Origin of the sequence: Pseudochrobactrum albidum (assembly GCF_051851455.1) — a bacterium.
GTDB lineage: Bacteria > Pseudomonadota > Alphaproteobacteria > Rhizobiales > Rhizobiaceae > Pseudochrobactrum.
In genome coordinates, this window is record NZ_JBPVTR010000022.1 from 347,751 (window position 1) to 362,188 (window position 14,438).

The window sequence follows — 14,438 nt, forward strand, 5'->3', positions numbered from 1 at the left end:
ATAAAACCATGGCTATCAAAATTACGATGCCGGCTCTTTCTCCGACAATGGAAGAAGGCAAGCTGGCAAAGTGGCTGGTCAAGGAAGGCGATAAGGTTTCTTCCGGTGATGTGATTGCCGAGATCGAGACCGATAAGGCAACCATGGAAGTGGAGGCGGTTGACGAAGGTGTTGTGGCCAAAATTGTTGTGCCTGCGGGATCTGAAAATGTTAAGGTCAACAGCCTGATTGCCATTCTGGCAGAAGATGGTGAAGATATAGCAGAAGCAGCACAGGCTGCCTCAGGCAATGCCGCACCCGCTCCGGCTCCTGTTGCCCCTGCGGCAGCGCCAAAAGCTGAAGCTGCATCTGCCGCGGTTGCCCCCGCTCTGGCTTCTCAGCCGGCAGCGCCTGCGCCAAAGGCTGCGGGTGAGCGCCTGTTTGCCTCGCCGCTTGCACGCCGCATTGCTAAAAATGCCGGTGTGGAACTGGCTGCCGTTTCCGGCACAGGCCCGCATGGCCGCATTATTGCCAGGGATGTTGAGGCTGCGATCGCTTCTGGTGTTACATCGGCTGCCAAGCCGGCCGCCTCTGCGGCAGCGCCGCAGGCAGCCGTCTCCGGCCTTTCGGATGAGGCAACCCTTAAAATGTTTGAGGAAGGCTCCTATGAACTGGTGCCGCATGATGGTATGCGTAAAACCATTGCGCGCCGTCTGCTGGAATCCAAGCTCACGGTTCCGCATTTCTATTTAACGATTGATTGTGAGCTGGATGCACTTTTGGCGCTGCGCGCGCAGCTCAATGCGGCTGCACCTGTGGTCAGAACAGAGAAAGGCGAAGTGCCGGCCTATAAGCTTTCGGTCAATGATATGGTGATCAAGGCAACCGCTCTGGCACTGCGTGATGTTCCGGAAGCCAATGTTTCCTGGACGGATGCAGGCATGGTCAAGCATAAGCATTCAGATGTCGGCGTTGCTGTTTCCATTCCGGGCGGTTTGATCACACCAATTGTGCGTGGTGCAGAAGGCAAGGCGCTTTCCGCCATTTCCAATGAGATGAAAGATCTGGCCAGGCGCGCCCGTGACCGCAAGCTGAAGCCTCAGGAATATCAGGGCGGCACCACTTCGGTATCCAATCTTGGTATGTTTGGCGTCAAGGATTTCGCAGCCATTATCAATCCGCCGCATGCAACCATTTTTGCAGTCGGCGCGGGTGAACAGCGCGCTGTTGTGAAAAACGGCGAACTGGCGGTGGCAACCGTTATGTCTGTCACGCTTTCTACCGATCACCGTGCGGTGGATGGCGCACTGGCTGCGGAACTGGCTTCAGCCTTTAAAAACTATATTGAAAACCCGCTTGCCATGCTGGTTTAAGCCAGAACAGGCGCCTCATCATAACGGGGCGCCGGTGTTCTTTCACAAAAGGTGAAAATATGAAGTCTGTTCTGTGTTTTGGCGATTCCCTGACCTGGGGTTATCAAGCTCCGGATGGTTCACGTTTGCCACTGGAAGATCGCTGGCCGTCTGTCCTGCAAAAGGCTTTGGGCACTGGCGTGCAGGTGATTGCTGAAGGGTTGAACGGGCGTACAACTGCCTTTGATGATTATACCGCGCCGGAAGATCGCAACGGCGCGCGTATTTTGCCAACTTTGCTTGGCACACATGCCCCGCTTGATCTGGTGATCATTCTGCTTGGCACCAATGATATGAAGCCGCAGGTTGTGGGGGATGCCTTTTCCAGCAGTTGCGGTATTCGCAGGCTGATTGAAATTATCCGCAAACATCCCTGCCGCGAGGGTTATGATGTGCCGGATATTCTGCTTGTTGCACCACCGCATATTTGCGAAAGCGCGGATCCCTTTTTTGCATCCTTGTTTGCCGGCGGTGTTTCGCAATCGCGCAAGCTTGGCTTGTTGCTGGCTGATCTTGCTGATGAAGAAGAATGTAATTTTTTCGATGCTGCGGGTGTTGCCAAAACCACGCCGCTGGATGGTGTGCATCTGGATGCGGAAAATACGCGGGCGCTCGGGCAGGCGCTTGAGCCTGTTGTGCGCCTGATACTGGGTTTATGATTATAAAAGATAAAATGAATGATGCGCCGGTAACCGGCACAAAAAACATTCAAGGAGAATGAGCGTGTCCAACAATTACGATATTATCGTTGTCGGTTCCGGCCCCGGCGGTTATGTAACTGCAATTCGTGCCGCGCAGCTCGGGCTTAAAACCGCGATTGTTGAACGCGAACATCTGGGCGGTATCTGCCTCAATTGGGGTTGTATCCCGACCAAGGCTTTGCTTCGCTCTGCTGAAGTGCTGCATCTGGGCGAAAACGCCAAGGATTACGGCCTGAAGCTTGAAGGCAGGATTTCAGCCGATATTCAGGCGGTTGTTGCCCGCTCGCGGGGTGTTTCCGCGCGCCTTAATGGCGGCGTTGCCTTTTTGATGAAGAAAAACAAGATTGATGTGATCTGGGGTGAGGCCAAACTCACCAAAGGTGCAGCCGCCGGCAAGCCCGCTGAAATTGTGGTCTCCAAAACCGCCAAGCAGCCGATGCTGCCGCAAAATCCGGTACCCAAAGGCGTGCTGGGTGAGGGCACATATACAGCCAGACATATTATTCTGGCAACCGGTGCGCGCCCGCGTGCGCTGCCGGGCATTGAGCCTGATGGCAAGCTTATCTGGACTTATTTTGAGGCAATGGTGCCGCAGCAATTGCCAAAAAGCCTGCTGGTGATGGGCTCCGGCGCGATTGGAATTGAATTTGCCTCCTTCTATCATGATATGGGCGTTGATGTGACAGTGGTTGAGCTGATGCCACAGATCATGCCGGTGGAAGATGCGGAAATTTCTGCCTTTGCGCGCAAACGTCTTGAAAAGCGCGGTTTGAAAATCATCACCGATGCCAAGGTTGCCAAAGTGGAGAAGGGCGCGAACAATGTGACCGCGCATATTGAAACCAAAGACGGCAAATTACAGACCCTGACGGTTGACCGGATGATTTCTGCGGTTGGCGTTCAGGGCAATATCGAAAATCTCGGCCTTGAGAAACTCGGTGTTAAAACCGATCGCGGCTGTGTGGTGATTGATGGTTTTGGCAAAACCAATGTGGACGGTATTTATGCCATTGGCGATGTGGCAGGCCCGCCGATGCTCGCCCATAAGGCTGAGCATGAAGGGGTGATCTGCGTTGAAAAAATTGCCGGCGTGCCCAATGTTCACCCATTGGATAAGGGGATGATTCCGGGCTGCACCTATTGCAATCCGCAAGTGGCCTCTGTTGGCCTGACTGAGGCCAAAGCCAAAGAGCAGGGCTATGATATTCGCGTTGGCCGCTACCAGTTTGCCGCCAATGGCAAGGCCATTGCGCTTGGTGAGGATCAGGGGCTGGTGAAAACGATTTTTGACAAGAAAACCGGCCAGCTTCTCGGTGCGCATATGGTTGGTGCGGAAGTGACCGAGCTCATTCAGGGTTTTGTGATTGCGATGAATCTGGAGACCACGGAAGAAGAGCTGATGCACTCTGTTTTCCCACATCCGACCTTGTCAGAAATGATGAAGGAAAGCGTGCTGGATGCCTATGGCAAAGTGCTGAATGCCTGATATATCGCCGGCCTGACGGTATTCTGTCAGGCTGGTTTCTTTTCTGTTATTTTGAAAAGGAAACCTTGTGCCGCTGATTAAAGACGGAACAGCCTATCGCAAAGCCGCGCTCACAGTGCTGAAATATGCGACATTGACCGGTCTGGTTTCAGGTTTTGGTGTTTCTGTCTTGAGTTTTTTGTCGGGCAATGTGATTTCAATCAATGGCTATGCACTTTCCGGCTGGTATGGCGTGTGGATTGTGACAGCGGCGCTGGGGCTGGGCGGCTTTTTCTTTGGCTTGATCTGGGCACTGGTACTGAAGGCGATAGGAGAAGCAAGCCGCCGTTAACGGGGCATTTCAGAGTATTTTATTATTTTCACAAATGAAATGCTCCGGAACAAGCAGGTTTGATATGCGGCGTGTTTACCTTGACTGTCCTGCCTGCTATGCAGGCAAATAAAGGCAATCTGCTGCAAGGCGGATTATTCTGGCCGGATTTTCCGGTGAAATGAAATTAGAAAGGCCTCTTCAGGCCGTTTTGGGAAAGACATATGGTTACGCTTCTGGACACTGTTAATGACAGAAAACGCCTTCGTCATCCTGAGAAGGCCAACCGGCCTGATACAGCACTTCTTAAAAAGCCGGACTGGATTCGCGTCAAGGCGCCGGTCAGCAAAGGCTATAGCGAGACGCGTGATATTGTGCGTTCCAACAAGCTGGTAACCGTGTGCGAGGAGGCCGGCTGCCCGAATATTGGTGAATGCTGGGATAAGAAACACGCAACTTTCATGATTATGGGTGAAATCTGCACCCGCGCCTGCGCTTTCTGTAATGTGGCAACCGGTATTCCCACCGCGCTTGACCCAAATGAGCCGGAAAATGTGGCCAAGGCAGTCAAACAGATGGGGTTGACCCATGTGGTGATCACCTCTGTTGATCGCGATGATCTGGCTGACGGCGGCGCACAGCATTTTGCCGATGTTATTCATGCGATCCGTGCAGCCAGCCCGCAAACCACAATTGAAATTCTGACACCGGATTTCCTGCGCAAGGAGGGCGCTTTGGAAATTGTTGTAAAGGCACGTCCTGATGTGTTTAACCACAATCTGGAGACTGTGCCGTCCAACTATCTTAAAGTGCGCCCGGGTGCCCGTTATTTCCATTCTTTGCGGCTGTTGCAGCGTGTGAAAGAGCTGGATCCGTCCATTTTCACCAAATCCGGCATCATGGTTGGTCTGGGCGAAGAGCGCAATGAAGTGCTGCAATTGATGGATGATCTGCGTTCAGCCGATGTGGATTTTATGACAATTGGGCAATATTTGCAGCCAACCCGCAAGCATCATGCGGTTATCCGTTATGTAACGCCGGATGAGTTTAAATCTTTTGCAACGATTGGCAAAACCAAGGGCTTTTTGCTGGTGGCTTCCAGCCCGCTGACACGTTCTTCTCACCATGCGGGTGAGGATTTTGCCAGGCTGAAAGCCGCCCGTGAGGCGCTGATCGCCGGTCGTGCTTAAAAACGGGTATAACTGACAAGACTATGCCGCAATTTACCGCCACACGTCAGGTTAAGCACCGCGCTGAGGAGATGTTTGCCCTTGTCGCGGATATTGAGAATTATCCGCAATTTTTGCCGATGTGTGAGGCGCTGAGCGTGCGCACGCGCAAAGAGCGTGATGGTAAAACCCTGCTGGTGGCCGATATGACGGTTGGCTATAAGCTGATCCGCGAAACATTTACCACTCAGGTATTGCTCAAACCGGATGAGCAGGTGATTGAGGTTAAATATATCGACGGGCCGTTTCGCTATCTCGATAATCGCTGGATATTTGTGCCGGTGGGGGACGGGGCGCAAAGCGAGGTGGATTTTTTCATTGATTATGAATTTAAAAGCCGTGCGCTCGGCTTGCTGATGGGCTCAATGTTTGATCTGGCATTCCGCAAATTTGCTGATGCTTTTGAAAAACGCGCTGATCAGATCTATGGCGTAAAAGCCTGATCCCGTAATTTTTATCCCAAAATTCTTACCCTTGACCCAAAATTCTTACCCTTGAACAGGGATTGACAAAAAGCCGGACTGTTTTGCAAGTCCGGCTTTTTTGCCTCTATCTCTGTTTTTTACTGGGCTGTGTAGCCGCCATCAACCAGAAGTGATGAGCCGGTAACAAAAGATGCCTCATCACTGGCAAGGAACAATACGGCATTGGCCACTTCTTCAGCGCGGCCAAGGCGCCCCATCGGATGCAGGGCAATCAGCTTTTGTTTGGCTTCATCAGGAATATGGCTGAGCAGCGGCGTATCAATATAGCCGGGGCACACCGCATTAACGCGGATATTTTTTGCGCCGTAATCGGTCGCCAGAGTTTGGGTGAGCAGTTTCACGCCGCCCTTAGCAGCGGCATAGGCGGTAACGCCGCGCTTGCCGACATGGCTGTGAATGGAGCCGCAATTAACGATGACACCGCCACCCTGTTTGAGAAATTGCTCAATGGCATATTTATCGCAGAGATAAACACCGCTGAGATTGATATCAATGGTGCGCTGCCATGCGCTTTCATCCAGCTCATCAATAGGGGCATCGGCTGCAATGCCGGCATTGGCAAACATCACATCAAGCCGGCCGAATTTTGCAATTGTTTGTGCAATCATGGCCTGCACGGCGGTGCTGTCCGTCACATCGGTTTTGATGAACAGCGCCTTGTCTGCGCCAAGTTCATCGGCAAGCGCCTGTCCGTGATCGGCAAAATCGGCAATCACCACTTTTGCACCCTCGCGGGCAAAGGCACGCACGCTGGCTTCACCGATACCGCTTGCACCGCCGGTGACGATGACGACCTTATCTTTGAAACGCATGATACACTTCCTTGATCTGTGGGAGATGGATACTGGTTTAAACCCTGTGAACCGTGATGCATTGATGCAAATCAATGCTGCAATGCTTGCAGCACCAGCGCTAAGGCTGCCTGCACCGTGGCCAGCCGGATCGTTTCGCGCGGTTGTGCGCCGAAGCGGCATTCTTGATGCAGTGTGGCAAAACCCTGTCTGGCACAGGCTATATGAACAAGGCCAACCGGCTTTTCTGCTGTGCCGCCGTCCGGACCTGCAATACCGGTAACGGCAATGCTGATGCCCGCTTGCGGGGCATGTTTGAGCGCGCCTTCAGCCATGGCAATGGCAACAGGTTTGGAAACGGCACCAAAATCACGCAGCAGATTGTGCGCAACACCGATCAGGGCTGCCTTGGCCTCATTGCTATAGGTTACAAAACCACAATCCACCACATCCGATGAGCCGGCAATATCGGTGAGTGCTGCGGCAATCATGCCGCCGGTGCAGGATTCGGCAGTGGTTATCATAAGCTGCGCCTTGCGGCAGGCATCAAGAACGGCGTGCGCTTGTTCCTCTGCTATAAGGTGCATGATATTTTCCCTTTTACTTTTTATGCCGGCACTTCACCCGGATAGATGACGCTCACGGTGACAATTGAGGCTATGCCCTCCTTACGGCCGACAAAGCCCATTGTTTCATTGGTTGTTGCCTTGACCGAAATGCGATCGGCGCTGATGCCAAGCATTGCGGCAAGCTCTGCTGTCATGGCGGCGCGATGCGGACCAATTTTCGGCTCTTCGGCAATCAGTGTAATATCGGCATTGGCAATGCGTCCACCGGCTTCACGCACGGTTTTAACCGCAAATTCTACAAATTGCCGTGAGGCGGCACCTTTCCATTGCGGATCTGATGGCGGAAAATGCGTGCCGATATCACCGGCGCCACGGGTGGCAAGCAAAGCATCCGTCAGGGCATGCAGGGCGACATCGGCATCGGAATGGCCATTGAGCTTGTGGCTGTGCGGGATTTTTACACCACAAAGCCATAGATGATCGCCCGCTTCAAAACGATGAACATCATAACCATTGCCTGTGCGGATGTCTGGAAAAACAGCCATATCCTGACGCAAGCGCTGATCTGCCATTTCAATATCCTTTGCCCATGTAATTTTGGTGTTGCCGGCGGAGCCTTCAACTATATGAACGGGAATGCCCTGCCATTCTGCAAGTGCGGCATCATCGGTAAAATCGGTGCGCCCCAGCGCAAAAGCCGCATTATGCGCCTCCAATATTGGCGCAAAGGGAAAACTCTGCGGCGTTTGCGCCGCAAACAGGCCGGCACGCGGTATGGTTTTGATAACCAGAGCATCGCTATCGGCCTGTTTCAGCGTATCCGAGACGGCAAGGGCAGGGAGTATGCCGCTTTGCTGCCCCATGGATTGCCCTGCGGGAGCATTATGAGCGGCGATAATGCGTTTGAGCAGCTCCTGTGTGATAAACGGCCGCACGCCATCATGAATCATCACATAATCAGGTGCATCATCACAAAGAGCCAGAAGGCCGAGGCGCGTTGATTCCTGGCGGGTTGGCCCACCGGTAACAAGCCGTATGCGCGCGGCGTCAATATTGGCGCGCTCTAAGGCCGCATGATAAAGCGCATGGTCATCAGCATGGATGACCACGACAATAGATGATATCTGCCCGCAGGCGAGAAAGCTGCGCAATGTATGCGCCAGCACTGCCTGCCCGCCAATGCGGCGATATTGTTTGGGGCCTTCAATGCTTTGCCCGGCGCGTTCTCCGCGTCCGGCGGCGACTATGACTGCTGCTGTTTTCAAAGTTATATCGCTTTTAATTTAATTAAGCTTTTATAAGGGTTTAAAGCCTGTGCGCAAAAAATGCCAGCCAGAGAACGGATTTAAACTGATTTCTATGACTGTTTTTCAATTTCTGTGATTGTTTTATTGCGCTTAAACCGAGTATTGCTTAAATAATAGGCAATTTTAATTTGCACAAATAATAGGCAATTATCAACCGCGATGACGTCACTTCTCAATCAGCCGCTCTCTGTTGCAGGGGTTATACTGCCAAACCGCGTCTTTCTTGCGCCGATGTCGGGCGTGTCGGATTTGCCTTTTCGTCAACGCGCGGCGGCGGCAGGGGCTGGTGTGGTGGTGTCTGAAATGGTGGCCAGTGCGGAATTGTGCAATCATCATTGTGAGAGCCGCAAACGCATGGAGCGCGGAGCATTGCAAACCCATGTGGTGCAACTGGCCGGCCGTGAAGCGCATTGGATGGGCGAGGCGGCAAAAATTGCTGAGGGGGAAGGCGCCGATATTATTGATATCAATATGGGATGCCCTGCCAAAAAAGTGACGGGCGGCTATTCGGGCTCGGCCTTGATGCGTGATCTTGACCATGCGCTGACATTGATTGAGGCAACTGTTAATGCTGTTAAAGTGCCGGTAACGCTGAAAATGCGCCTTGGCTGGGATGAAAACAGCATCAATGCGCCGGAATTGGCGCGCCGTGCGGTGGATGCCGGTGTGCAGATGATTACTGTGCATGGCCGCACCCGCAATCAATTTTATGAAGGTCATGCGGATTGGGATGCGATTGCCGCAGTGCGGGCTGCCATTAAGGTGCCGCTTGTTGCCAATGGCGATGTTGGCAGTACTGCCGATGCGCAGGAGATTATGCGCCGCTCGGGAGCGGATGCGGTGATGATCGGACGCGCAAGCTACGGCCGGCCATGGCTGGCGGGGCAGATTGTTGAGGAATTGCGCGGCGGAACCGGCAGAACTGCCCCTGCGGATCTTGGTGATTATGTGCTTGGTCATTATCAGGCCATGCTGGAACATTACGGTGAAAAGACCGGTGTGCGCCATGCCCGCAAACATCTGGGCTGGTATATGGAGCGCCATGCGCCGCATGTGCCGGCAGCAATCAAAAAGGCGCTGATGACTTCTGTCAATGCGCAAGAAGTGTCAAATATTCTGGCAGATATTTTTACCGGCCTGTCACCCGTCTGTGGCGCTAGGAAGCTTAAGGATGCTGCTTGATGGCCGGGGATGTCTTGTCTTTATCAGATCATGTGCTCAACACTCTGCCGCAAGCGGTGATCATGGCAGGGCGCGATGGGCAGATCAGCTATGCCAATGCACAGGCCGAGGTGTTTTTTCGCTCCAGTGCCGCACTTATCAGGCGTCACGGGCTTGGCTATTTTTTGCCGCTTGGTTGCCCGTTAAACGGCCTGATTTCACAGGTTTTGCAAAGCGGCACCGCTGTTAATGAATATCATATTGATCTGTCATCGCCGCGCATGGGGGCAGAGCGTATGGTGGATGTGCAGGTAACACCTGTAAGCGAAATGCCGGATCAGGTTGTTATTCTGTTTAAAGAAACCGCCATGGCAGAAAAGCTCAACCGCCAGATGAACCACCGCGGTGCGGCTCGTTCGGTTACCGGCCTTGCAAGCATGCTGGCACATGAGATCAAAAATCCGCTCTCCGGCATACGTGGTGCCGCGCAATTACTGGAAATGTCCGCACGTGAGGCAGCCAATGAAGGGGATTGTGAACTGACAAGGCTGATTTGCGATGAGGCAGATCGTATTGTGGCTTTGGTTGACCGGATGAATGTGTTTTCTGATGAAAGGCCGATCGAACGTTCTGCCGTTAATCTTCACACTGTGCTTGGGCATGTCAGGGCATTGGCAAGCCATGGTTTTGCTTCGCATGTCACAATCCGCGAGGAGTATGATCCCTCATTGCCGCGGGTGTGGGGTAATCGCGATCAATTGGTGCAGGTTTTTCTCAACCTGATTAAAAATGCGGCCGAGGCTATTGAGCCGGAAGAATATTCAGGGCGCAAGGGCGAAATTTTACTGACCTCCGCCTATAAGGCCGGCATGTATATGACCGTGCCGGCAACCGGGGAGCGGCTTTCTCTGCCGCTGGAATTTTGTGTGATTGATAATGGCGGCGGCGTGGCACCGGATATTCTGCCGATTTTGTTTGATCCGTTTATCACAACAAAAACCAATGGATCGGGGCTTGGCTTGCCCTTGGTTGCCAAGATTATTGCCGATCATGGCGGCATGATTGAATGCGAAAGCTATTCAGGAAAAACTATTTTCCGCATTTTGCTGCCGGTTTGGAAAGAGGAGCAATCATAATATTAAATCTAAACATTATAAAACAAATATAACTATTTATAATGTAATATATTTATTGGAGATTTGGCTGTGAGTGAACCGGTGATTATTGTTGCTGAAGATGATGCAGCCATGCGCACAGTGCTGAGTCAGGCGCTGGCGAGGGCAGGTTTTACCGTGCGTCTTGCCAATAACCGTGCTGCGCTCTGGTCGCTGATTACGGGCGGTGAAGGCGAATTGGTCATCAGCGATGTGAATATGCCTGATGGTTCGGTTTTTGAGATTTTGCCGCGTATCCGCAAGGCGCGCCCTGATCTGCCTGTTGTGGTAATGAGCGCGCAAAACACATTTATGACTGCTATTCGCGCATCGGAGGCCGGCGCTTATGATTATCTGCCAAAGCCTTTTGATCTTGGTGAGATGATCAGCCTTTTGCGCCGTGCTTTATCTGAACCAAAGCCGGTTCATGCAAAAACCGGCAATGAGGAACAGGCAGAAAATATGCCGCTGGTTGGCCGCTCGGTTGCCATGCAGGATGTCTATCGCGTATTGGCGCGGATGATGCAGACCGATCTGACATTAATGATCACCGGTGAATCCGGCACCGGCAAGGAGCTTGTTGCCCGTGCGCTGCATGAATATGGCCGCCGCCGCAACGGCCCGTTTGTGGCGATTAATATGGCCGCCATTCCGCGTGATTTGATTGAATCTGAATTATTCGGCCATGAAAAAGGAGCGTTTACCGGTGCGCAGCAGCGTTTTTCCGGACGCTTTGAGCAGGCAAATAGCGGCACGCTGTTTCTTGATGAAATCGGCGATATGCCGATGGAGGCGCAGACACGTTTGCTGCGCGTGTTGCAGCAGGGGGAATATATGACGGTTGGCGGCCGCACGCCGATTAAAACCGATGTGCGGATTGTGGCTGCTACCAATAAGGATCTGCTCAGGCAAATTCATAAAGGCCAGTTTCGTGAAGATCTCTATTACCGGCTCAATGTGGTGCCGCTGCGTATGCCGCCCTTGCGTGAGCGCAGCGAGGATGTGCCGGATCTGGTGCAGCATTTTTTCCGGCTGGTGGAGAAGGAAGGCCTGCCGGCAAAGCAGATCAGTGCTGAAGGCTTTGCCGTTTTGCGCCATTATCCGTGGCCGGGCAATGTGCGTGAACTGGAAAATCTGGTGCGCAGGCTGGCAGCACTCTATCCGCAGGAAGAGATCAATGCGGAAATTATCCGCCATGAATTGCAACATCAGCAATCTTCTTCGTCAGCAGAGCACAGCGCGCTGAAAGCCGGCCGGGTCACCAGCCTGCGCGATGCGACAGAGCTGTATTTGCGCCGGTATTTTGCTTCCTTTAACGGGGAATTGCCGCCGCAGGGGCTTTATGAGCGGGTTTTGCGCGAAATTGAATATCCGCTTCTGGTTGCAAGTCTCACGGCCACATCAGGCAATCAGATCAGGGCGGCCGAGCTTCTGGGCTTAAACCGCAATACATTGCGCAAGAAGATCCGCGATCATGATCTTAATCTTTTTAAGAACAGCTGAATGGCCGGCCTCTGGGCGGGCGGTGATGGCGGGCAGTGATATCGTTGCATATGTGCAACAATCTGTTGCGCGGCGGCAACGCTTTATACTAGATTAACCATATGGATAAGACGAGTCTGCTTGAATGGTTGCGTGAGGTGAAGCCTGCGCGAGGAGGTGAACCGAGACGTTTGCTGGCCTTGCCGGGGGTGGTGGTCGTTGTTCTGTCCATCATTGCTTCGCTTGCATCTTTTCTGATTATGATCGGTGTTACGCCGATTGTGCCGGATCTGCGTGTGACGCTGATATTGATCATTATCAATATGGTGCTGGTGGTTATTCTGCTGGCGCTGATTGTGCGTGAGATTATCCGCATCACACAGGCGCGCCGCCATGGCCGCGCCGCTGCGCGCCTGCATGTGCGCATTGTGGCGCTGTTTTCGCTCATTGCCGCGGTGCCGGCAATTGTGGTGGCGATTGTTGCCAGTGTTACGCTCAATCTTGGCCTTGACCGCTGGTTTGAAACCAATACGCGCAATATTGTTAATTCGTCCATCAGCCTTGCCAACGGCTATATAAACGAGACTGCCCGCAACCTGCAGAGCACAACTTATTCCATGTTGCAGGATATGGATGGCCAGCGTACGCTCTATAGTCTTGATCGCAATGGTTTTGTGCAATTGATGACACTTCAGGCTTTGGGGCGCGGCCTGCTTGGCGCACAATTGCTGCGTGAGGATGGCTCGGTTGCGCTCCATAGCGAGCAGGGAGGCGCTAATCTGCCCCGGCCGCCGTCAGAAGCACTGGAAACCGCTCAGGACGGCAATCCGGTGATTATACCGCCAGGGCCGACCAGCAATTTTGTCGGGGCAATCATTAAAATGCGCGAGATACCCAATGTGTATCTCTATACGGTGCGCCGTGTTGATGCGCAGATTCTGGATTCCATGCGTTTGATGGAGGCCAATACCAAGCGCTATCAGGAGATGGAAGCCAACCGTATTCCAACGCAGGTGATTTTTGCACTGCTCTATTTTGGCCTGATGCTGATTGTGCTGTTGCCGGCAATCTGGACAGGGATTGCCGTTGCTGACCGTCTGGTGCGCCCGATCCGCCTGCTGATCGGGGCTGCAGATGAGGTAACGGCGGGCAATCTGGATGTTTCCGTGCCGGTGCGCTCCAGCGATGGTGATCTTGGAGCCTTATCAGGCACATTCAACAATATGGTTGCCGAGCTGAAAAGCCAGCGCACCGATCTTCTGGCAGCCAAGGATCAGATTGATGAACGCCGCCGCTTTTCCGAGGCGGTTCTCTCCGGCGTGACAGCGGCGGTGATCGGGGTGGATTCTCTGGGGCTGATTAATATTGTCAACCGCTCGGCAGAACAGATGTTTGGCCTTGAGGGAGCGGATGTGATCAGCACAAATCTCAGCGCCGATATTCCGGAGATCGGGCAGGTTTTTGAGGTTGCCCGTGATTCAGGCCGCGCGGTTTATCGCGAGCAGGTATCAATGATGCGCGGCGGGCTGACCCGCACTTTCAATGTGCAGATCACGATTGAGGATGGCACGGGGGAAGAGCGCTCCTATGTGGTGACGATTGATGATATTACCGATCTTGTGCAGGCGCAGCGTTCCACTGCATGGGCAGATGTGGCGCGCCGCATTGCCCATGAGATTAAGAACCCGCTGACGCCGATTCAGCTTTCTGCCGAGCGTATCCGCCGCCGCTATGGCAAGGTGATTACCGAGGACAGGGAGGTTTTTGACCAATGTGTTGAAACCATCATCCGTCAGGTGGGGGATATCGGTCATATGGTGGATGAATTTTCATCCTTTGCGCGGATGCCAAAACCGAAAATGGAGACGATTGATCTGCGCGACTCTCTTAAAGAAGCCGCATTTCTGGTGGAAGTCAGCCGCAGTGAAATCAATTTTGAACAGCGTCTGAGTGAAACGCCGCTTTACGGCCATTTTGACAGCCGTTTGCTGGGGCAGGCTTTCGGCAATATTATTAAAAATGCCAGTGAGGCAATTGAAGCGGTAACGGTGAGTGGTGAGGAAAATTATCACGGTCATATTTTGCTCAAGGCCTATCGGCAAAAAGATCAGCTGATTGTTGATGTGATTGATAATGGCAAGGGTTTGCCCGGCGATAACCGGCAACGTTTGCTTGAACCTTATATGACAACGCGGGAAAAAGGCACCGGACTTGGTCTCGCTATTGTGCGAAAAATTGTTGAGGATCATGGCGGACATATGGAACTGCATGATGCGCCGGCAGATTTTTATAATGGCCGGGGCGCAATGATACGCATGGTATTTCCGGCAACATCACCGGAAGGATGACCGGTGGCGGGGGCTTGGGAGACG

General features: G+C 53.0%; 13 protein-coding genes. 10 read left to right on the forward strand and 3 right to left on the reverse strand.

Annotated features, from left to right (window positions below; genetic code table 11):
* The first annotated feature begins 8 nt into the window (after nt 1-8).
* The 6 genes from ACSTTO_RS08850 (at nt 9) to ACSTTO_RS08875 (ending at nt 5,560) form a co-directional block, all read left to right on the forward strand.
* Nucleotides 9-1,352, forward strand: a complete 1,344-nt coding sequence (locus tag ACSTTO_RS08850) for a pyruvate dehydrogenase complex dihydrolipoamide acetyltransferase (protein WP_439272786.1) — start codon at nt 9-11, stop codon at nt 1,350-1,352.
* Between the two features lie 59 nt (nt 1,353-1,411).
* Nucleotides 1,412-2,050: an SGNH/GDSL hydrolase family protein gene (locus ACSTTO_RS08855; protein WP_439272787.1), complete on the forward strand. Its 639-nt coding sequence runs from the start codon at nt 1,412-1,414 to the stop codon at nt 2,048-2,050.
* A gap of 58 nt (nt 2,051-2,108) precedes the next feature.
* Nucleotides 2,109-3,578, forward strand: coding sequence for a dihydrolipoyl dehydrogenase (gene lpdA, locus ACSTTO_RS08860; protein WP_439272788.1), 1,470 nt, complete (start codon nt 2,109-2,111; stop codon nt 3,576-3,578).
* 133 nt (nt 3,579-3,711) lie between these two features.
* Nucleotides 3,712-3,909 (forward strand): hypothetical protein, encoded by a 198-nt coding sequence (locus ACSTTO_RS08865; RefSeq protein ID WP_439272865.1) that lies wholly within the window; start codon nt 3,712-3,714, stop codon nt 3,907-3,909.
* Nucleotides 3,910-4,112: 203 nt separating this feature from the next.
* Nucleotides 4,113-5,078, forward strand: coding sequence for a lipoyl synthase (gene lipA / locus ACSTTO_RS08870; protein WP_439272789.1), 966 nt, complete (start codon nt 4,113-4,115; stop codon nt 5,076-5,078).
* Between the two features lie 23 nt (nt 5,079-5,101).
* Nucleotides 5,102-5,560, forward strand: coding sequence for a type II toxin-antitoxin system RatA family toxin (locus tag ACSTTO_RS08875; protein ID WP_439272790.1), 459 nt, complete (start codon nt 5,102-5,104; stop codon nt 5,558-5,560).
* A 119-nt stretch (nt 5,561-5,679) separates the two neighbouring features.
* On the opposite strand, the gene ACSTTO_RS08880 is transcribed toward ACSTTO_RS08875, so the two are convergent.
* The 3 genes from ACSTTO_RS08880 to ACSTTO_RS08890 form a co-directional block, all read right to left on the reverse strand.
* Complete coding sequence (locus ACSTTO_RS08880) at nt 5,680-6,414, reverse strand: SDR family NAD(P)-dependent oxidoreductase (RefSeq protein WP_439272791.1); 735 nt, start codon at nt 6,412-6,414, stop codon at nt 5,680-5,682.
* 71 nt (nt 6,415-6,485) lie between these two features.
* Nucleotides 6,486-6,983, reverse strand: coding sequence for a CinA family protein (locus tag ACSTTO_RS08885; RefSeq protein WP_439272866.1), 498 nt, complete (start codon nt 6,981-6,983; stop codon nt 6,486-6,488).
* 17 nt (nt 6,984-7,000) lie between these two features.
* Complete coding sequence (locus ACSTTO_RS08890; protein WP_439272867.1) at nt 7,001-8,245, reverse strand: bifunctional 2-C-methyl-D-erythritol 4-phosphate cytidylyltransferase/2-C-methyl-D-erythritol 2,4-cyclodiphosphate synthase; 1,245 nt, start codon at nt 8,243-8,245, stop codon at nt 7,001-7,003.
* Nucleotides 8,246-8,428: 183 nt separating this feature from the next.
* Here ACSTTO_RS08890 and dusB point away from each other — a divergent pair, with 183 nt between their 5' ends.
* The 4 genes from dusB to ACSTTO_RS08910 all read left to right on the forward strand — a co-directional run bounded on the left by dusB (nt 8,429) and on the right by ACSTTO_RS08910 (nt 14,414).
* Complete coding sequence (dusB, locus tag ACSTTO_RS08895) at nt 8,429-9,451, forward strand: tRNA dihydrouridine synthase DusB (protein ID WP_439272792.1); 1,023 nt, start codon at nt 8,429-8,431, stop codon at nt 9,449-9,451.
* Entirely contained in the window at nt 9,451-10,566 is a 1,116-nt protein-coding gene (locus ACSTTO_RS08900; protein ID WP_439272793.1) for a two-component system sensor histidine kinase NtrB, read from the forward strand. Before dusB ends, ACSTTO_RS08900 begins: the two co-directional genes overlap by 1 nt.
* Before the next feature lie 111 nt (nt 10,567-10,677).
* Nucleotides 10,678-12,087 carry a nitrogen regulation protein NR(I) gene (ntrC, locus tag ACSTTO_RS08905; protein WP_439272868.1) on the forward strand — a complete coding sequence of 470 codons (1,410 nt, stop codon included), beginning with the start codon at nt 10,678-10,680 and terminating at the stop codon, nt 12,085-12,087.
* A 101-nt stretch (nt 12,088-12,188) separates the two neighbouring features.
* Nucleotides 12,189-14,414: a sensor histidine kinase NtrY-like gene (locus ACSTTO_RS08910; protein ID WP_439272794.1), complete on the forward strand. Its 2,226-nt coding sequence runs from the start codon at nt 12,189-12,191 to the stop codon at nt 14,412-14,414.
* The last annotated feature ends 24 nt before the right edge of the window (nt 14,415-14,438 follow it).